Origin of the sequence: Kineosporia sp. NBRC 101677 (assembly GCF_030269265.1) — a bacterium.
GTDB classification, from domain to species: Bacteria; Actinomycetota; Actinomycetes; order Actinomycetales; family Kineosporiaceae; genus Kineosporia; species Kineosporia rhizophila.
The window spans coordinates 32,965-54,649 of record NZ_BSTA01000016.1; the positions used below are offsets into that span (position 1 = coordinate 32,965).

The following is a 21,685-nucleotide window of genomic DNA, read 5'->3' on the forward strand; positions in this document are numbered from 1 at the left end:
ATGACCGCCGTCCTCGGCAGCCCCGGCGTCCTGCAGGCCCGTCGCCCCGGTAAGGAATGTGGTCGCCGGACCGATGAGGGGTCCCTGAGCGTCGAGATGGTCATCCTCGCTGTCGTTGTCGCTACCGCCCTGTGCCTGGGCATCGGCGCCGGAACCCTGGTCCTGGCCGACGGCCGCGTCAGCGCGGCCGCCGCGGCCGCTGCCCGGGCCGCCAGCCAGCAGAACCATCCCGCAGCGGCCGCTGCGGTAGCCCGCGCCAGCGCCCAGCAGGTCCTCACCGACTCCGGCACCACCTGCATCCCCGACGTGGACGTCGACACCAGCCAGTTCCGCCCCGGCGGGCGCGTCGACGTACAGGTCAACTGCCGTGTCGACCTGACACCGGTGGCCATCGCCGGCTTCCCCGCCCACCGCACCCTCAGCGCCAGCGCCGGTGCACCCCTGGAACGACATCGCTCCTACCAGGACAGCCCATGACCGCCACCACGCTCCGGCGTCCCATGCCTCGTCACCGACCGGGCGAGCGCGAAACCCGGCGCACCGCGGGCCGTCGGGCAGGCCGAAACCTGTCCCGGGACGACAGCGGCCAGGGCAGCATCTTCGTCATCACCCTCGTCGGCCTGACCTTCCTGCTCACCGCGTTCTTCGTGGACGTCAGCCGCTCCCTGCAGGCCCGCGGAGCGTCCCTGGAAGTCGCCTCACAGGCCGCCCGCGCCGCTGCCGACCAGGTCACCCAGGAGTCCCTGCGCACCGGCGACCCCACCCAGTTGCGCATCGACCCAGGCGCAGCCCGCGCCGCCGGACAGGACTGGCTCGCCGAATCCGGGGCCACCGGCCGCATCGAGGTGGGAGAGGGCAACACCGTCGTCACCGTGACCGCCCGCGTGCCCTGCCCGGCCACCCTGCTGAAGGTCCTCGGCTACGACGACCTGTCCCGGCCGGCCACCGCCAGCGCCACCCTCCTGTTCGGCACCGCAGGCGAGGACGGCCGCCCCATCGCCGCGTCTTCTTCGCAGGCAATAGGGAGCACGCCATGAGGGCGTTGCGGCTGTACCTGCGGGCGCTGGGCGCCGCCGCCGTCCTGGCACTGATGCTGTTCGGCACGCCCGTCCTGCTGTGGGCGCTCATCGGCAACCCCCTACCGGCCTGGGGCGCCCTGCAGGTCGGGGACTTCTCCGACGACGTCCTGCTGCACATCATGGCCACCATCGCCTGGATCGGCTGGGCCTCCCTCGTCCTGACCGTCGTGGTCGAGGCCCGCGCCCACGCCCTGGAACGGCCCGCTCCCGCCCTGCCGGTCCTGCCCGGCCAGCAGGACTTCACCCGCTCCCTGCTCGCCGCGCTGTTGCTGGCCGCACCCACCCTGGCCGTGACCGCCACCGCCATCCACCAGCCCGGCATCCTGCCCGACTCCGGCGAACCCGCCCGGCCCGGCACCACAACCGGCCAGGCCGCCCACCACGCCTCGCCCGAACACCACGACTCCACGCACCGGCAAGCGACGCACCTGCAAGCGGCCCCGATCAGCCGACAGACCCCACGCGCCGACACCCCTGCTGATACTGGCGCTGACACCCGCGCGCCCGTCGTCCGCTCGCACCCGGCGTCCTCTCCGCAGCAATCGTCCCCGGCACAGGCGTACCTCCTGGGCACCGCCTCCGGCATCGGCGTCAGCCTGGCCGCCGCCGGCCTGCACACGATCGTGGTGCGCCGGCGGCGCCAGGAGCGGGCCGCCCGTCAGCCGGGGCGCCTACCGGATCTACCCACACCCGATGCCACCCGCGTCGAACGCCACCTGGTCACCAGTGCCTGGCTCGCCCAGGCCCTGCGTGAACGGCTGGCCGCCGCCCTGCACCATCTCGACACCGCACTACAGGCGGAGGGCCGTGAGGGCGTGGTGTTTCTGGCCGCCCGCCTTGATGCCGAACGCACCGAACTGGTCCCGGCCCGTCCTATGACGGAACCGCCACCGCCACCCTGGGACGTCGACCCCGACAGCGGACACTGGATCCTCAAGGACGGTGCTGTCCTCGAGGAACACCACGACCGTCTGGTCTCGACGCAGCCGGCCAACCACGGCCACCGCTGGGCCTGGATCGGCTCCAGCACGCCCACAGCTCACCAGCAACGCCCCAGTGCCCCCGACGAGACCGATGTGTGGCTGCTCAACCTCACCGCGGCCGCCAGCGTCAGGATCTTCGGCGAACCGGACCAGACCGCCGACCTAGCCCGCGCCATCCTGCTCTCACAGGCACCCCAGGCACTGCTGGCAACCTCTTCTGATCCGGCGCACACGGTGACCATTCACACCGACGCCCACGACCTGACCGAACTGGGCCACCTCATCGATGCCGACACCGTCCCGGCCGCCCACGAATCCTCCAGCGCCCCGGGCACCCTCATCGTCGTCGACCAGCGCCGCCACCCGGCCAGCCCGCCGCCCCTACCGGTCGCGGCATCACCCGGCGCGACCACCATCGTCCTGACCGACGACCTCGGCGCCATCCGCGACGAGAACGTACGCCTGGTCATCGACCGCACCGGCAGCCTGCACCTCAGCTTCACCAAGCCACCCATCACCTCGGCGCTGATCACCCGCAGGGACATCAACTGGATCAGCCCACTCCTGAGCGCCGCCCACGCCGGCGCGTCCCGGCGGGCCCCATGGGCCACCGGGCGGGACAAACGCCACCCGCCCGCCCTGCGAACTGCGCCGAACCCGTACAGCCTGCCGTCCCCAGCCGGAGACGAAACAGCCCCAACGGCTGACCCGATCGAGGCGCGCAACGCGCCGCCAGCCAGCGCCCCCGCTACCGAAAACCTGCGTCCAGCACCCGAGCAGGGAAGCGACGCTGCCCTCGACGCCGACCTACGCCTCTGGCACTCCGACGACACCACCCGCCCACGTCTGCGTCTGCTCGGACCCGTCGAGGTGAGGGCCGCCGGAAAACCCCGCCCCGGCGACCGCATCCCCTGGCAGACCGAGATCGTCGCCCTCTTCCACGCCTACCCCCACGGGCTCACCATGGGCGAGTTCACCGACAAGATGTGGCCCCACGACGCCGACCGCAAGGCCGCCTCGGCCATGCCGCGCCAGGCGATCAGCGGTGTGCGGCACTGGCTCGGCGTCGACCCCGACACCGGCCAGCACTACCTGCCCAAGCTCCCTCCCCGCGACGCCGACGCCCGCTACCGCATCAACCACCTCCTCACCGACGCCGACCTGGCCAGCAGGCTCTACCAGCGCGCCACCAGCACCCAGCCACCGGACGTCCAGGACCTGCAGACAGCCCTGGACCTGGTCACCGGGCCGGTACTCGACGAACGGCGCCCCGCCGGCTATCTGTGGCTGCTGGACACCCTGCTGGAGGCCGAACTCACCGCCCTGGTCTCGGACATCGCCCACGCACTCGCCGAGCACTGGCTCACCCACGCACGCCCCGACCTGGCCACCAGCGCCGCCAAGGTCGCCCTCACCGCGGGCAGCAGCGACGACACCACCTACCTGGACCTCATCGCGGCCGCCGAAGCATCCGGCCACCCGGCCCAGGCCGGCGCCTGGCTCCGCCAGCTGCTGCAGACCCACGACGCCGAGACCGAGAACGATCTGCCGCCGCCGACCCTGACCCGCCTGACCCGGCTGCGCCGCACAACCTTCACCGGCCCCTAGACCGGCGCCGGGCGCTTCGCGCACCCGCTCAGCAAGACCCACGCATACGAACACCGTAAGCCGCTGGCTCAGCGGTTTCTCCTCACGCACGCCTTCGCCAGGAAGGGAGCCCCATCGTGGTCTGGTTCATGGTCGACGACGGCTTCACCGAACACCCCAAGACCCTGTCCATCCCCAGAACAGCCCGCCTGAACGCCGTCGGCCTGTGGACGATGTCGGGGATCTGGGCCTCGCGGCAGATGACCGACGGACGCCTCACCAACGACCTCGTCCTCGAAAAGGGTGGGCGCACGGGCCACATCAAGGCGCTCGTCGAATCCGGTCTCTGGCACGACGAGACGTCCGTCTGCATGCACGCCGCCACCCGGTGCCCCGGCATCCCCGACCAGCGCGGCCTGGTCTTCCACGACTGGTACGACTGGCAGCGCTCACGCGCCCAGATCCTCGGCGAACGCCAACGAAAAGCCGCCGCCGGAAAGGCCGGCGGCAGAGCCTCGGGAGCCAGTCGCCGGAACCAATCGCGAAGCAGAAACGAAGCACCTGCTTCGCCCGTCGTTCAACCCCCAGTCCACGTCCCTCACCCACCCCCAAACCCTTCCCTGACCAAAATCGTCCTTCGTCGCCTGTTCGGTGACGGGCCGCGTGAGACCGCGGTCGAGGATCTGATCCCGTTGTGGCGCAGCGCCGTCGGTGCCGCCAACCTCGAGGTGGAACTACGGAACTTCTTGATCCACAACGCCGACACCGAATTGCGCAACCCCGCCGCAGCCCTCCTGGGCTGGCTGGCGCGCGCGGCCGAACGCGCCGCAGCGCCAGGGCCACGCCCCGTTCTGGGCTGTGCCGAGTGCGCTTCGGGGTGGCTGCCGGACGATCCCGAGACCGGCATGCCCAGACCGTGCCCGACCTGCAAACCGCACCGGTACGTCTCCTAGGGTGCTGACCTGAAGCGCCCAAACCTGCACGCCGCGGTCGCCTCTGCCGTCCTTGCAGCCGCCGGGGAGATTGTGGATCATGGCGGCTTCGATGTTCGGGTTGGAGGCGAAGGTGAAGTCGCGCAGCCATTGCTGCCGGGGAAACCCGGCTCTGCGGCACCGCCCTGAGCGCGGTCGTCCGCCTCGAGCGCAACCTACCGGTGAAGTCGCTGCCCGGGGTCACGCTTCTGGTGCGGGCCAGCGTCCGACCTGAGTCCCAAGTCGCCCAGCAGTCGGGCGGCCACCTGGCGGTTCTCCGGGGCGGCTCCCGGCAGTCGGTCCAGTGCCAGCAACGTCATCGCCTGCTCGTACCGGTCACTGGTGTCGACGGCCATCCGCAGGGCGGCGGTGAGGGTCGCCGATGCTTCCTCCGAGGGGCCCACGGACAGCAGCACCTCGCCGAGTTCGCGGGTGGCGGCGGTGCGGGATCCACCCTCGCCCAACTGTTCTGCCAGGGCCAGTGCCTCGCGCAGGTACGCGACGGCCTGGTCCTGGTGGGCGCTTCGGGCCAGAACCACCCCGAGCCCGCGCAGGGCATCGATGCGGCCGACCGGGTAGGCGATCTCGTCGGCGATGCGCAGGGCCAGCCGCAGCGATGCCTCGGCCTCGGCCAGCCGACCGAGACGTTCCTGGGCCAGGCCGAGGTTCGACAGCACGGCGTTCTCCCCGGCCCGGTCGCCGAGGCGGCGCTGGATCGCCAGTGTCCGCTCCAGCGACACCAGCGCCCGTTCCGGCTCGCCCCGGTACACCTGCAGCACGGCCAGGTTGTTCAGGGCCTTGCCGAGACCGACCAGGTCACCGATCTCCTCCAGCAACGTCACCGCCGCCCGGTGGCATTGGGCGGCCAGACGGTAGTCACCCAGCCGGCGGTGCACGATGCCCAGGCTGTAGAGGGTCGTACCCTCCCCACTGCGCGCGCCCACGGCCCGGTGCAGGGCCAGCGCCTGCTCCAGGGCGGCCCGGCCGCCCGGATAGTCGCCGCGCCGCCAGCGGATGATCCCGCTGTTCTGCAGCGCCTGGCCGAGCCCGGCGTCGTCCCCGGCGGCCCGGAAGAGCTCGGCGGACCGCTGGTACTCGTGCAGAGCCTGGTCGAAGGCACCCCGGCGGCGGTGGATGGTGCCCAGTCGGTTCAGGGCCCGGGCCCGGGCCTGATCGTTGTCCGCGGTGGCCAGGGCCCGCCGGTGCAGCGTCTCGGCATCGTCGTAGTGCGCCCCGGCGTCGAGGAACGGTGCGAGGATCTCGGACAGCTGCCCGGCGTGCGGTCCGGAGACCTGCCCGATCGCCAGGAGGGCGGCCCGCTGGGTAGTGAGCCATTGCAGGCCGATGTTCTTCGGGTTCACCCCCGTGCTCACCCCGGAGGGGAAGGCGCTGGCGGCAGCGGCCCGGGCATCGGCGCAGGCGCTGTCGAACAGCCGGGTGCGAGCGGCCTCGTTCTCGTCCGCCGGGTCGGCCGCGACCAGCTCGGCGGCATAGGCCCGCAACAGGTCGTGCATCCGGAACCGGTCCCCCGGAAGTCTTTCCAGGAGATGGCTGCGGGTCAGCTCGTCGGCCGCGGCGCGGGCCGCGCGCCGGTCGCAGTCGGCCAGAGCCGCGAAACCGGCCAGGTGGTAGTCCGGCCCCGGGTGCAGGCCGATCCTCCGGAACAGCCGGGCGGGCAGTTCAGTCAGGTGCTCGTAGGACCAGGAGAACACTGTGCGCACCCCGGACCAGCCGTCCCCGGGATCCAGGACATCCAGCAGGTCCGGCGCCTGGAGTTCCTCGACCAGGTCGGCGATCGACTCCTCGGGCCGGGAGGTGATCAGCTCGGCCGCCACCCGCAGGGCCAGGGGCAGCCGGGCGCACCGCCTGACCAGGACGTCGACCGGCCCGGGTTCGGTCGTCACCCGCGCTCCCGCCACGGACGACATCAGCGCCCGGGCTTCCGGTCCGCTCATCAGGCCGACCCCGAACCGGGTGGCGCCGTAGCGGACCACCAGCCCGCTCAGCGCGTCGCGGCTGGTGACCAGCGCGGCGCAGCCGGGATCGCCGGGCAGCAGATCCTCGACCTGACCGGCGGTGCCGGCATTGTCGAGCAGCACCAGGATGCGCCGGCCGGCCACGAGCGACCGGAACAGCGCGGCGCGCTCACGGGTGCCCTCGGGGACGGGAGTCGTCCCCGGCCGGAGGGCCCGGACGAACTCGGCCAGCACCTCGTGCGCCGACACCGCCGGGCCCGGATGGTAGCCGTGCAGGTCCACATAGAGCGTGCCACCCGGATACCGCTCCGCACGACGGTGAGCCCATTGTCGGGCCAGCGCGGTCTTGCCGACACCCGCGGTGCCGGTCAGGAGCCCGATCGGCACCGAGTTGCCCGGGGCCGCGAGGAGCAGAGCGTCCAGCCCGGCCAGCAGATCGGTCCGGCCGATGAAACCGGCCACGGCGGCCGGCATCTGTCGCAGCTGGGCGGTCGGGGGAAGGGCGGCCGGGCCCAGGGCGGACGTCTGGACGGAGTCGTCGGGGGCGGCGGGGCCCGGTACCCGGGAGCCAGAGGGCGGGCCGGTGTCCGGTGAGCTTGCGGCGGCTGGGGTGCTGCGGGCCGGTCCGGCCGGATCCTGGGTGGCCTGCAGCCACATCCGGTGGAACGGCTCGAGGTCCGCCCCCAGCGCCTCCACCACGAGTTCGAGCAGGCCCCAGCGCGGTGGACGCGGTTCCGAGAACATGGCCGACACCGTGGTCCGGCTGCAGCCCACCTCGCGGGCCAGATCGCGCAGGCTCGGCCGGCCGGCCCGATGGTGCGCCTCGTGCAGGGCGTCGGAGAGGGTGCGCAGGTCGCCGGGCGGCAGGTCCGGCCGGGTCAGTGTCCCCATCGGAGATCTCCCGGGGTCGGGGGGATCGGCGTGGTCCGGAGGTCAGGGTGAGGGGTACGGCGGCGGTCTTCGTCAGTTTTCGTCAGGTTTCGTCAACCACGGTCCAGGGCTTCCTACCGTCGTAGACGTCGGCCGCAGCCCGCGGCCACCGACCAGGGGAGCCAGCAGTGACCGCAACTGATACGTCGACGAAGATCAGTTTCGAGAGCGCCGCCGAGCTGTACCGGGTGCGCCGGGAACTGCACGGCGCCTCGCCGGTGGACGCCAAGAGCAACCTCGAGAAGTACGGCTCCGACCCCGACCTGCTGTGGCAGAGCCTGGCCTTCCTGGTGGCCTCCGGCTACTTCAGTGCCGAGCAGGCGGCCGCGGTGTGGCGGATGATCACCGGCGCCGAGGGGTTCGTCGAACTCGCGCCGATTCCGTTCCCGGAAGGCCGGGCCGGTTCCGCGCCGTACAACGCCATTCGGGCCGCCATCGCTCTCCAGGCGTCCTCGGCCGGCCCGGTGGACTCGGTCGGGGAGACGATCGACGACATCGTCCAGTTCATCGGCGAACTGGTCGACGCCGTCGGGGGTATCGGCAGTCTTGTGGACGCGATTGCAGGTCTGTTCAGCTGATGCCGGCCGAACTCCCGGACCTGTCCACCCTGAGCTACCTCGAGCGCTACGGGTATCTGCCGCCCGGGGCGGCCGGACCGGATCTCGACGTGGACACCGTCGCCCACGCGCTGGCCCGGTTCCAGGACCGGATGAACGTCCCGGTCACCGGCCGGGTCGACGCAGACACCCGGTCCGAGCTCGAGGCGGCTCGCTGCGGAATGCCGGACCTGGTCAACGGGCTGGCCCTGAAGGCGCTCTGCCCCTGGGACGGACCGGAACTGCGGTACGCGTTCGGGGCGCCGTGTACCAATTACGAGGGCGCCTTCGAGGCGGTCGAACGGGCCGCCTCGACCTGGGCGGGGGTGCTGCCCTTCGTCCTTCGCCGGGTGGAGAGTACGCAGGAGCCGGACGTGATGGTGGAATGGCGTCCGGCCCAGGACCCGGACCACAGCATGGTCGGAACCGTGGTGGCCCACGCCGACTTCCCGGGACCGTGCTGGACGATCACCGAAGCCCCGCCCAAGCCCCTGCATTTCGACGACGACGAGAGCATCTGGGCGGACGGGGCGATCCGCGGCGCCTTCGACGTGGAAACGGTGGCTCTGCACGAGTTCGGCCATCTGCTCGGACTCGCCCACACCCAGGTCCCGGGGGCGGTGATGTACCCACGGGTCCGCCATCACTACGTGCTCCGGGAACTGCAGCCCGACGACCTGGACCAGGTCTGCAGTCTCTACCCGGCGTCGGTGCCGACCTGAGACCGTCCTCAGTCCTGGTCGGAGTCGTAGGCGATGTCATACGTCGGCCGCCCCTGCAACTGCGTGTAGAGGCGGCCGACGTGCCTGGCCGACGCCCAGGATTTCGGGCTGCGCGAGCGCGAGGCACTGGAACGCACGATGTCGACGGTCGAAGGGATCATGCTGGCCGCCTCGCCGCTGCCGGACTCGGCGATCCGGATGCTCACCAGGCAACGGCCCGCCATGGTGCTGAACCTTCAGGTATGCAGGGTCGGCCCTCACGAGGCGACCACGGCCGGGGGGCAGTAGAGGTCTGGCCCAGCGTGTTGGAGTGCCACGGCGCCTTGCCCGGCTCGTTCATGGAAGACCTGGCGATCCTGGACCAGGCCGAGGCCGCCTGGTTCGAGCGCGTCGCTGACACGGAGCACTCGGCCGGTCCAGCTAATTATTAACACTTGGTCGAAATTCATGTACCTTCGCACCGCGAGCTGTCCGGACGGACGGCCGACTGGCGAGCGCAAAGGGGTGCTCAGGTGGACGAGCGCAGGAACAAGGCCCGCTACCTCGGTGAAGGGGTGGCCCGATGAGCTCCGCCCGGGTCGAGAAACTGCTGCAGAGCATGACGCCGGCCGAGAAGATCGGTCAGCTCATCCAGTACTTCTACTTCCGGCTCCCCGAGCGCGGCGACCCGAGCATGGTGCCGCCCGGGCAGGTGGAGGCGGTCGAGGCTGCGCTGGCCGCAGGCCGGGCCGGTTCGCTGCTGTTCGTCACCGACCCGGCGACGTCGAACCGCCTGCAGCGGCAGGCGATCGCCGGCAACCGGCACGGCATCCCGGTGCTGTTCGGTTTCGACGTCATCCACGGCCTGCGCACCATCTTCCCGGTGCCGATCGCCCTGGCCGCGTCGTGGAACCCCGAGCTGATCGAGCAGTCCCAGGCGGTCGCCGCCCGGGAGGCCCGGGCCGTCGGCATCCACTGGGCCTTCGCCCCGATGCTGGACATCGCCCGGGATCCTCGCTGGGGCCGGATCATCGAGGGCGCCGGTGAGGACCCGTACCTGGGCTCGGTGGTCGCCGCCGCCCAGGTGCGCGGCTTCCAGGGCCCGCACCTCGGCGCCGACGAGCACATCATCGCCGGCCCCAAGCACTTCGCCGGTTACGGCGCCGCGCTCGGCGGGCGCGACTACGACGAGGTCGACCTGTCCGACCAGGAGCTCTGGAACACCTACCTGCCCCCGTTCAAGGCGGCGATCGACGCGGGCGCGGGCAACGTGATGTCGGCGTACATGGACCTGAACGGCGTACCCGCCACCGGCAACCGCTGGCTGCTGAACGACATCCTGCGCGAGGCACTGGGCTTCGAGGGTTTCGTGGTCTCGGACGCCAACTCCGCCCGTGACCTGGCGGCCCACCACTACGCGGCCGACCTCACCGATGCCGGGGCCCGGGCCCTGAACGCCGGCCTGGACCTCGAGATGGCCATCCTCGACCCGGCCTTCGAACACCTGGACGAGGCGTTGGAGAACGGCCAGGTCGACATCGAACGGATCGACACCAGCGTCCGCCGCCTGCTGTCGGCCAAGGAGGCGCTCGGTCTGCTGGACGACCCGTTCGTGGACGAGCAGGCCGCGCAGACCGTGCTGAACGACCCGGCCCACCGCGAAACAGCCCGGAAAGCGGCCGAGGAGAGCGCGGTTCTCCTGCGCAACGAGAACGATCTGCTGCCGTTGACCGGGATCGGATCGGTCGCCGTGCTGGGCCAGATGGCAAACTCCAAGCGCGACACCCTCGGGCCGTGGATCTTCGACTACGACCTCGAAGAGACCGTCACCGTCCTGGAGGGGATCCGCGCCCACGCCGCCGGGCTCGAGACGCCCGTCGAGGTCACCTACGCGCCGGGGGTGCCCTCGCCCGTCCGGCTCTTCCCGTCGATGTTCGACATGTGGGGCGACGGCAGCAAGACCGACGAAAACTTCGACAGTGAGGCTGAGCTCAGCCGTGCGGTCGAGATCGCGACGGCTGCCGACGTCGCGGTGGTGGTGGTCGGCGAGCGTCAGGACATGATCGGTGAAACCGCCTCCCGTTCCACCCTTGACCTGCCTGGCGAGCAGCTGGCCCTGCTTCAGGCCGTGGTGGCCACCGGTACGCCCACCGTCGTGGTCCTGATGAGCGGCCGTCCTCTGGACCTGCGCTGGGCCGAGGCCAACACACCCGCCATTCTGCAGGTCTGGTACCCCGGGACGCGGGGCGGTGAGGCTGTGGCCAATCTGCTGTTCGGGCAGGCGGTTCCCGGCGGCAAGCTGCCCTTCACCTGGCTGCGCCACGTGGGGCAGGTGCCGATGCACTACGCCCACACCCGATCCCACGACCCGAGCAAGCAGGACCGCCGCTACTGGGACGAGGAGAGCACCCCGCTGTACCCGTTCGGGTTCGGCCTCAGCTACGCGAAGTTCGCCTACAGCAACCTTGCCGTCAGCAGTTCGAGCACACCTGTGGACGGTGTGGTCACCGTCAGCGTGGACGTCACCAACACCTCGGGCCGGGACGGGAACGAGGTGGCCCAGCTCTACCTGCACCAGCGTTACGGCACGGCGTCACGACCGGTCCGGCTGCTGAAGGGTTTCCGCCGTCTTCACCTGCGGGCCGGCCAGACCGAACGGGTCGAATTCGCCGTTACAGCAGAGGAACGGCGCTACTGGAGCGCGGCGACCCGTGACTGGGTCCTCGACGCAACCAGCTTCGACGTCTGGGTGGGCGGCAGCTCGACCGCCGACCTGCACACCGAGTTCACCGTCACCGACTGAGCAGTCCGGCCCGCACCCCTTACGACACTTCGTCGCAATGGGTGCGGGCCGAGGCTCCGGCGAAAACGATGGCGCCTCAGCCTTTCTCTGTCGGAACCTGCATGACGCCGGAAGCGCGGCAGTCATTTGGGCCGACTGCGGCGGCGTGGTGGCCACCAACCAGATCACCTGCCCGGAACGACAGAGGGGGACCGCGCCCGAGGGGCTCGCCTGAGGGCAGGATCGGCGCAGCCCGTGCTGACGCCCAGTCATGAGCGGTGGCGATCTCGGCCTGGGCCGGGAAGACCTTGTGCAGCAGTATCGCGCTTCACAAGTCGAAGGCTCGCTTATCCAGGTCGGCATCGACGCGCGTCAGCACGGGGCTGGTCATAGCGGTGCCGCCCGCGGAAGGCTTGCAGGATGGCATCGGACATCGCGTCCTGCTCCAGATCCGGTCCCAGCCGCCGGTGCGCGAAGCGGTACAACGCCAGCGCGTGCCGCTCGTAGACCAAGGAGAACACCTCAGGCTCGGACAGGGACCCGGCCACCAGGGCCGCATCCCCTGTCATCACCTCGTCACGGGGTGGGCCTTCGGCCTGGGCCACACCGGGCCTCTCATCGGTCGGCTTCACAACGCTCCCTCCGTTCGAGCGCCGTGTGGCGCCCGCCGACCTGTATTGGTTCCCAGCGTCGATCGAGTTCACGGGTCGATCGGTCCCGGAATCTACAAGCGCCCCGACGGAACGTCGTAGCGTCCGCGCGGACCCCTTCAGCGCTCTCAGCGATTTGCGGCGGACCGTGAGGACAGGGGTCTTCCCCGCCTGGACGGCTGACTCGCCGCCCGCCGGGCAGGCGCCTACGGTGAGTCGTGTCCAGATCCACTCTCAGCCTGCACCTCGAACGTGTGAGCCATGTCTTTCGCATGGACCTGGTTCGGTCGGAAAAGGCAATCATCCACCTGACCACGTTCGTCGTCGCGGGCGTTTCCACCATCCTGATCACCCGCGCCTACCTCGCCCTGACCGGCTATCCACAGATCGGCGGCGACAGCGGCCTGCACGTGGCTCATGTGCTGCCGGGCGGGCTGCTCATGATGCTTGCTCTCGTCCTGGGGTTCGCCTACATCGGCCGTGGGCCGCGGCCGGTCGCGGCCCTACTGGGCGGGGTGGGCTTCGGGCTCTTCATCGACGAGGTGGGCAAGTTCGTCACGGCCGACAACGACTACTTCTTCGAACCGGCAGCCGCGATCATGTACGCGGTCTTCGCGGGACTGGTGGTCGCCGCGCACACCTGGCGCCGGCACCGGCCCCTCAGCGACCAGGAGAAGGTCGCCAACGCCGCCCACGTGCTGGTGGACGGACTGGCGGGGCGGCTGCCGGACTCCCGTCGCCGTGAGGTGGTGGCCACGCTGGAAGCTCTGGGGCACGTGCGCGGGGCCCCGGAACTGCGCGAACTGCTGACGATGGTCGAGCCGAGGCCGCCGACGCTACCCCAGCGCTTCGAGAGACTGTGGGGAACGGTCGCTGAAGCCTTCGACCGCGTGGCCCAGTCCCGGTTCGCCGCGCCCCTGCTGGCTGTGCTGTTCGCATTTCAGGCGATCGGGGCCGCGCTGGTGGCGGTGGGTCTCTGGCAGACCGGCGACTCCTACGCAGTCACCATCTGTGGGGTACTGATCGGCACGAGCGCCTCACTGGTCTTCGCCGCGCTGGGAGTACGGATGTGGCGGATGAACAGCAAACGCTCCGCCCTGGACTGGTTCCAGCGCTCGGCCCTGACAAGTCTCCTGCTCACACAGGTCTTCCTGTTCGCGGCGTCCCAGTTCGCCGCGGTCATCGGCCTCCTGGTCGACCTGCTGCTCCTGGGCGTGGTGGCCACCAGCCGAGCCCGGGTACTGCCTCGACACGACCGAGGCAGTACGTTGGGCGACGACCACGAGAAGGCACAGCTCTCGACGTTCTGAACCATAGGGTGTGCCCAGCCTCCGTCAGGGAGGGGTGGGGTCTCACCCAAGTTGGGGCCGCCGGTGGCCTCCCGTTGCGCGGGAGGCCACCAGGGCGTCCTACGTCAGTGTCCTGCCTGCGAACGTCATCCGCAGGATCTCTTCGTTCTCCTGACCCATGGTCTCGACAAATCTGGTGCGTCCCGGCGCGCCATCTGCTCGCGCACTTACGCGGTGACCTTCCCTGTGATGTCGAAGATCAGTGTGCTGGGCACGCAGCAGCATCCGCTCTACGGCGCGCTGACCATGGCCGTGCCGGTGGGCCAGGACAACCAGCAGTTCCGCGAAGACCTGCGGGGGCACGGCCTGAACCCCACCGAGGATCCGGACGTCCTGTGGAGCTTCGAGAGGTTCGTGATCTCCAGGGACGGACGGCCGGTCGCGCGTTTCGGCCCCAAGGTCGCCCCGGACGACCCGGCCCTTCCGAAGGTGCTGAACGTGGAGCTGGCCGCTGGCTAGCAGGCCGCGTGCTGAAAGGGCCGGGGCACCTGGTGAGCAGGCGAGCGGCCACCTGCAGACGCTGGCAGTGCTGCCCCGGCAGCACTGCCAGGCTGGACGGCCGGGATCAGCCGCCCGGCCCGACGGCCCCGACCGAAGCAGGGCTCGTGTCGTGCTCCGGGCGTAGCCGTCGCCGCGGACTTACCTGGTCGACGCTTAGTTGCTCGTCGGGCAACACTTGCCTCAGGAGAAAGACGGCGCTAACTTTCCTGACAGGCAAGAAAGCTTCCGACTGAGAGGACGATCCGATGGATGCCCACGAAGCGCAGCAGACCCTGGACCAGGTCGCTCAGCGACGACAGCAGGCCATCGACGAGGGCACCGCTCCTTGGAGCTGGAGGGCCACGTGGAGCCTGTGTTCCAGCGCGCTCGCCCTCGGCGTGCTGGTCGACGTCGACATGATCTGGCTGTGGGTCCTGCTGATGGTGATGGGGGTCGGGTTCGGGTACCAGCGCGGGGTCACCCTGAAGGGGGTGCGGCCGTCCTTGCGGTGGCAGATGGCCTATGGCGCGACCTTGGTCCTGGCCGTACTGGTCAATATCCTGTTCCAGGCCGTTGCACGAGGGCTGGACTGGCCCATGCCGAACACGATCGGCATGATCGGCGTCGTCCTGGTGTTCGTCGGGGTGACCAAGCCGGTGCAGGCCTCCATGGTCCGGAGCATGCGCCCATGAGCACCGCCGACCCCGAACCCACCGGCATCGTCACCGACCCCCACGCCAACCCCAACGACATCGCCATCGACGAGTTCCTGCACACCCCGGCCCGGCTTAACATCTGCTCGCTGCTGGCCCCGGCCGACTGGGTCCAGTTCTCCTTCCTGCGCGACACCATCGGCACCAGCGACTCGGCCCTGTCCAAGCAGGTGACAGCCCTGGAGCAGGTCGGCTACGTAGAGGTGCGCAAGGAGCGGGCGATGCGCCGGCAGACCACCGTGCGCCTGACTGACACCGGTCGCGCCGCCTTCAACGCCTATCTGGCCAACCTGGAACGCCTGGTCGCCCGGGCTCGCGGTGGTCAATGACTTCAGACCGGGCCGGCCAGGGTGACGCCCGGCCCCACCCCCGGCTCCCCGCGGCCACCCCAGCCGCAAGCATTACTCCTCCGTCTGGGTTCCTCCACCATCTCGTGGCCCAGGAACTGCGCCCAGAAGCGGGTTAGGCGCTGCGGCTCACGCGCGTCGAAACTGAGGGCGAACAGATGAGGAGTCATCTCCCGGCAGGAAAAGGAACGCCTCCCAGGTCCTACCCGCCCGCAGAACCCCCGGCCCGGCCAGATTCTCCCCGGCCCGGTAGGCGCGCCCCACGCCACCGGGAATCCCCGTCCCGACCAGCCGACGGCTACGCCCCTGAGCGGCAAGGTACTGGCCGAGGATCTGCCGCATGTCCAACACCTCAGGCCCGGCCAGATCCGCCACCCGCCCGGCCGGCCTGCCCAGCGTGAGCTCGGTCAGGCGTTGCGCCACGGCGTCCACATCCACCGGTTCAAAGCGCAGCCCTCGCGGGGCCAGGGCTAGCGGCAGCCGGGTGAGGAACTTGGCCACCGGCAGCACGAACTCGTGCAGCTGAGCCACCCGGACGATGCTGAACGGAACCCCGGAACGCTCGAACGTCTGCTCGGCCCTGGCCTTCGCCCTGAAGTAACCGATCGGCATCCGGTCGGCGCCGACCACCGAGATCAGCACCAGATGCTCGGTCCTGGCCCGCCGGGCGGCTTCGACCAGGTTCTCGGCCGCCACGTCGTCGCCCTTGGCCCCGCCGGCCAGGTGCAGCACGGTCGAGACCCCCTCCAGGGCCTCGGTCAGTCCCCGGCCCTTGACCGTGTTGCCGGCGACATACTGAATTTGAGGACGATCGGTGCCGGGTTTGCGACTCAGCACCCGTACGTCGTGGTCGGCTTGGACCAGCAGGGGGACGACGCGGCTGCCGATGGTTCCGGTGCCACCGGTCACCAGGACGGGATGGGTCATGAACGGCATCTCCCTCATGTCACATGCGCGGCTCGGCGCTCGTCACAGGGGTGACGTACGAGCGCTGGAGGATGTGACATGACCGATCTCGACGACCTGGCCGGGCACTTCGAGCAGGAACGACCCCGGCTGTGGGCCGTGGCCACGCACCTGCTGGGCTCCGCCGCCGACGCCGAGGACGCCGTGCAGGAGACGTGGCTGCGCCTGGAACGATCCCGGGCGCAGGACATCCACAACCTCCAGGGCTGGCTGACCACCGTCGTCTCCCGGGTCAGCCTGGACATCCTGCGCAGCCGTCGTCGCTCGACCGCCTCAGCCTGGTTGGTAGAGGCCTGGCCAGGTGAGGCGAACACCAACGCCGATCCGGTGGATCCGGAGCCGAACCCGGCCGACCTGGTCGCCGAGGCCGACAGGGCCGGTGCCGCGCTGCTGCTGGTCCTGGAGATCCTGCAGCCGGCCGAGCGGATCGCCCTGGTCCTGCACGACGTGTTCGGGTACTCCTTCGAGGAGGTCGCCCAGGTTCTCGGGCGCTCCGGCCAGGCCACCCGTCAACTGGCCTCCCGAGCCCGGCGGCGGGTCCGGCAGGTGGGGCGGCCCGCCGTTGCCAGCCGCCGCGACGAGCGGCTGATCGTCGACGCCTGGCTGGCAGCGGTGCGGACCGGCGATCTGGGCGCACTGGTGTCACTGCTGAGCGAGCAGGCGGTGCTGCAGGCCGACTTCGGCGAGCACCAGGAAGTGCTCGAGGGCGCCGATGCCATCTCGCAGCAGGCCGTACTGTTCGGGCGACTGGCCGAGCGGTCGGTGCCCCTGCTCATCGGTGGGCTTCCCGGCCTGGCCGCGGTAATGAACGGGCGGGTGGTCTCGCTGATGGCCTTCCAGATCGTCGACGACCAGATCGATAGCATCGAGGTGCTGGCCGATCCGCAGCGCCTGGGCACCTTCGAGGAACTGGGCCTTGCGGCGGCGGGCCAGGAGGCCGCCGAATAATCAGGCGTACGCAGAACGGGTCTCTGCCACCATGACGTCATGCCGCCGGAAACGATCCGCCACCACGACACCGGCCATGACCTGACCCACTACTTCGGTCGCCTGCTCGTCACCTGCCCGAACTGCTCGGGCCAGGCGCTGATCCTGCCCACCCCAGGCACCCCGTACAACCAGGAAAGTCACTACGACGCCGTCTTTCACCCCCGTCGGCTCACCTGCACGCACTGCGCCGCCGTCGCGGACTGGACCATGCGCAGGGAAGGCAAGGTCGGGTTCGGCGTCTGTGTGTCCGGCGGTACCAGCGATCCGTTCTTCGGCCACCCCCTGTGGCTGCAGACTCCCTGCGCCGGGCACGTCCTGTGGGCGTACAACGGGCAGCATGTCGAAGACCTGCGCGCGTACGTCGCTGCCAGCCTGCGGGAACGCGGTGAGACTCGCATGAACTCCAGCATGTTCTCCCGGCTGCCCCTGTGGATGAAGGCCGCAGACAACCGCGGCCAGGTGCTCGCCGGGCTGACGAAGCTTCACGATCTGACGGCACACGTTCGTCGGTGAGGGCCGAGAAACGCTTGCGTTGAAGTGCGCTTCAACGGCGATAGTGGACGGGTGACCGCCACCGACCCTGATGTCGAGACCTGGCTCAGCATCGCCGACGTCTCGCAGCTGACCGGACTCAGCGCGCCGACCCTGCGCTGGTACGAGCGCGAGGGACTGCTTCCCCGGGTCCGGCGCGGGTCTGACCGGCGTCGACGCTACAGCGAAGCTGAGGCCCAGCTCGTGGTGCTGCTGGCGCGGCTGCGCGCCACCGGCATGCCGACGGAGGAGATGCGCACCTTCTCGATCCTGCTGGCCGGCGGCGCACCCACGCACGGGCGCAGGCTGGCCCTGCTGGAACGGCACGAGGCCCGCATCCGCGCCCAGATGGCGGAGCTGGAGCAGGGTCTGGAAGCGCTGCAGGGCAAGGCGGCCCACTACCGGTCGCTGATCGCCTCCGGCCTGGACTGCGAGGGCCGGCCGGTGGACGCGGCAGTGGCAAGCGAACAGCGAAGGAGTGACGTGTGATTCCGCAGACCCACTTAGATCTGCTGACCCGGCCCCTGTTCGGGCATCTGGCCACCATCCGCCCGGAGGGGCGGCCCCAGGTGAATCCGATGTGGTTCCTCTGGGACGGTGAGCACCTGAAGCTGACCAACACCACCACCCGGCACAAGTACCGCAACGTCACGGCCCACCCGCAGGTGGCGTTGTCGGTGGTCGACCCGGACGAGCCGTACCGCTATCTGGAGGTGCGGGGCACGGTGACCAGCATTGAACCGGATCCGGATGGGGCGTTCTTCGCGGTGCTGGCCGAGCGGTACGGCATGACGATGCAAGGACCGGTCGCGGACGCGCAGCACCGCGTGGTCTACGTGGTGCGTCCCGAGCAGGTCAGCTTGCAGTAAGGGGGGACAGTACGACATCAGGCGGCGACGCGCTTGAGGTTCTCACCTTCGCCGACCTCACGTCGCCGGGCGAAGGCCGGAGCCAGGGCCTGACCCGTTCAGCGGGCCTACAGACCCGTCAGCAGAGGCCGTTTCGATACGAGGTGCCCCAGCGGATGACTGCTCGTGAGAACGGTCTGAGCGGTGATCCAGGCGGCGGAGTCGATCCCGGTGGCGTGGCGCAGATAGGCCAGGGTGACCTGTTGGACGAGGGCGACACGGTCGGGGTTCTCGTCGGTGGTCTCCGCCGACCTGTACCCGGAGATGCCACCCAGGAAGTGTTCCCCGCCGCGCACGGTGAGCAGGCTCTTGTCGCCACGGCTGAGGGTGTAGGGGTCAGCCGTCCAGGCCGGGCCCCGGGTGGTGAGCGGAAGGTCGTCCTTGTCTCCGGCGACCACCAGGCCGGGGGCTGTGATGTGGGAGAAGTCCTGATCGCGCAGCCAGGGAAGGTGCTCATGGGCGAAGGGCGTCAGTTCGTCACCACCCTGACCCGCGGTGGCCAACTGGATACTAGCCATAATCCGGTTGTCGGAAAGGTCTTCGGCAACGCCGGTCTGCGGATCAGTGACGCGCAGGCCGACCAGTAGGCCGGCGGTCTGACCTCCGAAGGAGTGCCCGGCCGCCACGATGCGGTCGCGGTCCAGGCGCCCGGACAGGCCCGGCACGGCTGCCTCCAGGGTCGCGAGTTCGTCGAGGATGCGCCGCATGTCCTGCACGCGATGGCGCCACAGATGCGGCCGGCGGGGGTCATCGGCGGGAAGGTGCATCCGCTGGGAATCGAGATGGGTGGCCTGGATCACGGCGAAGCCGCCGGGTGCCCAGTGGTCGACCAGCGGGGCGTAGCCGTCCAGGTCTGAGCCGAAGCCGTGAGCGAAAAGGACGACCGGAAGCTCGGTTCCGGTCGTGGGGGCAGTGACGCGCACGTGCAGGTCGGCACCGCGCAGTGGTGCGCTCAGTACGAGTGGTTTGAGTGACAGGGTCGCGGTGTGGGCGGGACCGGAGGCGCGGGTCGTGGGGATCGCGGTCATGAATGCATCTGCCTTCCAGGGGGTCTGGCGTCGCAGCGTGGAATTTCACCGTTGCGGACGTAGGAGCTACGGTAAAAGTTGACGCTGGCGTCAAAGGCAAGTGCGTGTGATGCGCGGCACATGAACAGAGGTGAGGCAGGATGCGGATCGGTGAACTCGCGCGCCGCACGGGGGTGACCACCCGGGCTCTGCGGTACTACGAACAGCAGAACCTGCTGACCTCCGAGCGCAGTCACAGCGGACAGCGCCACTACGCAGAAGATGCGGTCGAGCGGATCCATCTCATTCGACGGCTGTACGCCGCCGGGCTGAGCAGCAGGACCATCGCCGAACTGACGCCGCGCGTCATCGAGGGTCAGGCCACCCCTGAACTCGTCCAGCGCCTGGTCGTCGAACGAGACGACCTCGATCAGCGCATCGCCGACCTCGTTCAGACGCGGGCCGAGCTCGAATCCGTGATCAGTGGCGCCTCGTTCAACCTGCACACCCGCGCCCCTTGTCCGTCGGGCGCCGAAGCATGACCCCGACGCGCCGGCCCTGGAATTGCTACGGATGCCTGCTCAGATGCACGATCCCGGGTCGTCCGTTGTTCCGATGATGAGATAGAGAGCCTCACGCAGCAGCGCGACCTGAGTGGGGGCGAGGGCCTGCACGGCTGCTTCCTCGGCAGCTTCGGTGCGCTGCGCGACGGCGGCACGGATCCGGTCGCCTTCCGGTGTGATGGCTGGGATGCGAGCTCGGCGGTCACGCGGGTCGACCAGCCGGGAGACGAATCCCGCCTTCTCCAGACGGTCGATCTCGGCCGTCAGCGTCGTCTTGTCCATGCCCAGTGCCTGTCCGAGCTCGATCTGGGTGAGATTCTTCGTCTTGTGAAGAGCACTGAGCACGATGTGATCGCGCAGGGTGATGCCGTGGCGGGCGGCCTCCGAACCCACGAGGGCGTGCATGCGCTGCGCTGCGCGGTGCAGGAGCCAGGTCAGCTCGGAGTCGGGCCCCGGTCCCAGAGTGGGGTGCGGAGCTTGGTGCGCGGCCGGCAAGGAGTCCATGGGGCACTTTCTCATTCGACGGAATGTGCGAATTGCTTGGGCAGAAGCGGGATGCCGTCGTAGGCACGCACGTCGTGGGCGGGCACTACCTGAAATGCTCGGCTGAGGGCAATGCTGCGCTGCAGGCCCAGTCGGACGGTGTCGGGGTCGACGTCGGCGAGGCGGCGCATGAGCCAGGGACGCTCGGCGCCCCGGGTGATGCCGTCCATCTGCCACGTGAGGTCACCGATGAATGCGTACCGCTTGCCAGAAGGCAGGGTCACGAACACCACGACGGACCCGGACGTGTGCCCCGCGGCCAGGGCGACGACCAGGGAGCCGTCGCCGTGCACATCGAAACTTGCTGGAAAGCCCAGGTACTCCGGACCGGTGAGGGCGTACTCGCGAATGGGCAGGCCCTGGGACACGGAGCGGAACACGGAGCCGTGCGTGTCGTCGGCTGCGTACTGCAGTTCGTCCTTGTTGATCCACACTGGTACGCGCAGCGAGTCCAGTCCACTGACGTGGTCCCAGTGCACATGGGTGACCAGCACCCCCAGCAGCCGTGACTGGTCGTATCCCGCGGCGGCAAGTTGCTGCGCGACCGTCTCGCCCTGCTCGTAGGGGGCCCGCTCCAGACGCGCGAGCATCTTGATGTGGGCGGCCACGTTCTCCCCGAAGCCCGCATCGATCAGCAGGTCACCCCGGGGATGACTGACCAGCACAGCCGTTGCCGCGAAGTGCCTCATGTCCCGGAAAGACCCACCCGTGACGGCGAACTTGGCCCGCGTGGCGTACGTGCCGGTCGGTAAGCGGTAGAGCGCCATTTCCGCCGGCGGACGGGCCTGGGGCAGCGAACTGGACCAGAAGGAGGGCTGCTCGATGACCATGAAGAGATAGTACGAGCTCGGATCATCTCATTCAAGAGTAAGTTGCTGAGCGAGCTGTGAAGGAGAGCGAGGACTCGATCCGATGTCCTGGACGAGTCGCAGCGGGTGGCCGTGTTCCTCCGACGCCACCGGGAGATGCCGGAACTCGGGCTCGGCGGTGCTGGAATGCGACCGATCCGCGGTCCGTTCGGGCAACTCCAGCG

General features: G+C 69.7%; 23 protein-coding genes. 16 read left to right on the forward strand and 7 right to left on the reverse strand.

The features are described from left to right. From QSK18_RS32535 to QSK18_RS32550, 4 genes are all read left to right on the forward strand, one after another. Positions 1 to 477, forward strand: a complete 477-nt coding sequence (locus tag QSK18_RS32535; RefSeq protein ID WP_232813220.1) for a hypothetical protein — start codon at positions 1 to 3, stop codon at positions 475 to 477. Further along, on the forward strand, positions 474 to 1,037 hold the full coding sequence (locus tag QSK18_RS32540; protein WP_285627244.1) for a hypothetical protein: 564 nt from the start codon (positions 474 to 476) through the stop codon (positions 1,035 to 1,037). The genes QSK18_RS32535 and QSK18_RS32540 overlap by 4 nt, the downstream gene beginning before the upstream one ends. Then, the gene (locus QSK18_RS32545; RefSeq protein ID WP_285627248.1) at positions 1,034 to 3,670 is read left to right on the forward strand and encodes an AfsR/SARP family transcriptional regulator; all 2,637 of its coding nucleotides are present in this window, start codon (positions 1,034 to 1,036) and stop codon (positions 3,668 to 3,670) included. Before QSK18_RS32540 ends, QSK18_RS32545 begins: the two co-directional genes overlap by 4 nt. A 116-nt stretch (positions 3,671 to 3,786) precedes the next feature. Then, positions 3,787 to 4,602 carry a hypothetical protein gene (locus QSK18_RS32550; protein WP_285627251.1) on the forward strand — a complete coding sequence of 272 codons (816 nt, stop codon included), beginning with the start codon at positions 3,787 to 3,789 and terminating at the stop codon, positions 4,600 to 4,602. Positions 4,603 to 4,796: 194 nt separating this feature from the next. Here the strand turns inward: QSK18_RS32550 and QSK18_RS32555 are convergent, their stop codons facing one another. Beyond that, positions 4,797 to 7,487 (reverse strand): ATP-binding protein, encoded by a 2,691-nt coding sequence (locus tag QSK18_RS32555; protein ID WP_285627254.1) that lies wholly within the window; start codon positions 7,485 to 7,487, stop codon positions 4,797 to 4,799. 167 nt (positions 7,488 to 7,654) lie between these two features. Between QSK18_RS32555 and QSK18_RS32560 the strand changes: the two genes are divergently transcribed. Further along, entirely contained in the window at positions 7,655 to 8,104 is a 450-nt protein-coding gene (locus QSK18_RS32560) for a hypothetical protein (protein ID WP_232813217.1), read from the forward strand. Then, positions 8,104 to 8,844 carry a matrixin family metalloprotease gene (locus QSK18_RS32565; protein WP_285627259.1) on the forward strand — a complete coding sequence of 247 codons (741 nt, stop codon included), beginning with the start codon at positions 8,104 to 8,106 and terminating at the stop codon, positions 8,842 to 8,844. Before QSK18_RS32560 ends, QSK18_RS32565 begins: the two co-directional genes overlap by 1 nt. 8 nt (positions 8,845 to 8,852) lie before the next feature. Here QSK18_RS32565 and QSK18_RS32570 read toward each other — a convergent pair whose 3' ends face one another. Continuing rightward, positions 8,853 to 9,068 carry a hypothetical protein gene (locus QSK18_RS32570; RefSeq protein ID WP_285627262.1) on the reverse strand — a complete coding sequence of 72 codons (216 nt, stop codon included), beginning with the start codon at positions 9,066 to 9,068 and terminating at the stop codon, positions 8,853 to 8,855. 338 nt (positions 9,069 to 9,406) lie between these two features. Between QSK18_RS32570 and QSK18_RS32575 the strand changes: the two genes are divergently transcribed. Further along, positions 9,407 to 11,626, forward strand: a complete 2,220-nt coding sequence (locus QSK18_RS32575) for a glycoside hydrolase family 3 N-terminal domain-containing protein (RefSeq protein WP_285627265.1) — start codon at positions 9,407 to 9,409, stop codon at positions 11,624 to 11,626. A gap of 326 nt (positions 11,627 to 11,952) precedes the next feature. On the opposite strand, the gene QSK18_RS32580 is transcribed toward QSK18_RS32575, so the two are convergent. After that, on the reverse strand, positions 11,953 to 12,237 hold the full coding sequence (locus tag QSK18_RS32580; protein WP_285627268.1) for an RNA polymerase sigma factor: 285 nt from the start codon (positions 12,235 to 12,237) through the stop codon (positions 11,953 to 11,955). A gap of 290 nt (positions 12,238 to 12,527) precedes the next feature. Here QSK18_RS32580 and QSK18_RS32585 point away from each other — a divergent pair, with 290 nt between their 5' ends. The 4 genes from QSK18_RS32585 (at position 12,528) to QSK18_RS32600 (ending at position 15,126) form a co-directional block, all read left to right on the forward strand. Further along, on the forward strand, positions 12,528 to 13,565 hold the full coding sequence (locus QSK18_RS32585; protein ID WP_285627271.1) for a hypothetical protein: 1,038 nt from the start codon (positions 12,528 to 12,530) through the stop codon (positions 13,563 to 13,565). A 228-nt stretch (positions 13,566 to 13,793) separates the two neighbouring features. Next, a complete protein-coding gene (locus QSK18_RS32590; RefSeq protein WP_232813211.1) occupies positions 13,794 to 14,063 on the forward strand; it encodes a thioredoxin domain-containing protein in 270 nt (89 codons plus the stop codon). Between the two features lie 287 nt (positions 14,064 to 14,350). Then, complete coding sequence (locus QSK18_RS32595) at positions 14,351 to 14,776, forward strand: hypothetical protein (protein ID WP_232813210.1); 426 nt, start codon at positions 14,351 to 14,353, stop codon at positions 14,774 to 14,776. Continuing rightward, on the forward strand, positions 14,773 to 15,126 hold the full coding sequence (locus QSK18_RS32600; protein ID WP_232813209.1) for a winged helix-turn-helix domain-containing protein: 354 nt from the start codon (positions 14,773 to 14,775) through the stop codon (positions 15,124 to 15,126). Before QSK18_RS32595 ends, QSK18_RS32600 begins: the two co-directional genes overlap by 4 nt. A gap of 147 nt (positions 15,127 to 15,273) precedes the next feature. Here the strand turns inward: QSK18_RS32600 and QSK18_RS32605 are convergent, their stop codons facing one another. Next, positions 15,274 to 16,071, reverse strand: a complete 798-nt coding sequence (locus tag QSK18_RS32605; RefSeq protein ID WP_285627276.1) for an SDR family oxidoreductase — start codon at positions 16,069 to 16,071, stop codon at positions 15,274 to 15,276. A 78-nt stretch (positions 16,072 to 16,149) separates the two neighbouring features. Between QSK18_RS32605 and QSK18_RS32610 the strand changes: the two genes are divergently transcribed. From QSK18_RS32610 to QSK18_RS32625, 4 genes are read left to right on the forward strand one after another with little or no spacing between them, the layout of a single operon-like run. After that, positions 16,150 to 17,058: a sigma-70 family RNA polymerase sigma factor gene (locus QSK18_RS32610; RefSeq protein ID WP_285627279.1), complete on the forward strand. Its 909-nt coding sequence runs from the start codon at positions 16,150 to 16,152 to the stop codon at positions 17,056 to 17,058. A 39-nt stretch (positions 17,059 to 17,097) separates the two neighbouring features. Further along, positions 17,098 to 17,613 (forward strand): hypothetical protein, encoded by a 516-nt coding sequence (locus QSK18_RS32615; protein ID WP_285627282.1) that lies wholly within the window; start codon positions 17,098 to 17,100, stop codon positions 17,611 to 17,613. A gap of 51 nt (positions 17,614 to 17,664) precedes the next feature. Further along, the gene (locus tag QSK18_RS32620) at positions 17,665 to 18,120 is read left to right on the forward strand and encodes a MerR family transcriptional regulator (RefSeq protein WP_285627285.1); all 456 of its coding nucleotides are present in this window, start codon (positions 17,665 to 17,667) and stop codon (positions 18,118 to 18,120) included. Next, a complete protein-coding gene (locus tag QSK18_RS32625) occupies positions 18,117 to 18,500 on the forward strand; it encodes a PPOX class F420-dependent oxidoreductase (protein ID WP_285627288.1) in 384 nt (127 codons plus the stop codon). The genes QSK18_RS32620 and QSK18_RS32625 overlap by 4 nt, the downstream gene beginning before the upstream one ends. Before the next feature lie 107 nt (positions 18,501 to 18,607). Here QSK18_RS32625 and QSK18_RS32630 read toward each other — a convergent pair whose 3' ends face one another. Further along, a complete protein-coding gene (locus QSK18_RS32630; protein ID WP_285627291.1) occupies positions 18,608 to 19,567 on the reverse strand; it encodes an alpha/beta hydrolase family protein in 960 nt (319 codons plus the stop codon). 140 nt (positions 19,568 to 19,707) lie between these two features. On the opposite strand from QSK18_RS32630, the gene QSK18_RS32635 reads away from it, so the two are divergent. Further along, positions 19,708 to 20,088, forward strand: a complete 381-nt coding sequence (locus QSK18_RS32635) for a MerR family transcriptional regulator (protein WP_285627293.1) — start codon at positions 19,708 to 19,710, stop codon at positions 20,086 to 20,088. A gap of 39 nt (positions 20,089 to 20,127) precedes the next feature. Here the strand turns inward: QSK18_RS32635 and QSK18_RS32640 are convergent, their stop codons facing one another. Both QSK18_RS32640 and QSK18_RS32645 read right to left on the reverse strand, forming a co-directional pair. Continuing rightward, the gene (locus tag QSK18_RS32640) at positions 20,128 to 20,514 is read right to left on the reverse strand and encodes a MarR family winged helix-turn-helix transcriptional regulator (protein ID WP_232813201.1); all 387 of its coding nucleotides are present in this window, start codon (positions 20,512 to 20,514) and stop codon (positions 20,128 to 20,130) included. A 110-nt stretch (positions 20,515 to 20,624) separates the two neighbouring features. Further along, the gene (locus QSK18_RS32645) at positions 20,625 to 21,482 is read right to left on the reverse strand and encodes an MBL fold metallo-hydrolase (protein WP_285627296.1); all 858 of its coding nucleotides are present in this window, start codon (positions 21,480 to 21,482) and stop codon (positions 20,625 to 20,627) included. Positions 21,483 to 21,685 lie beyond the last annotated feature (203 nt).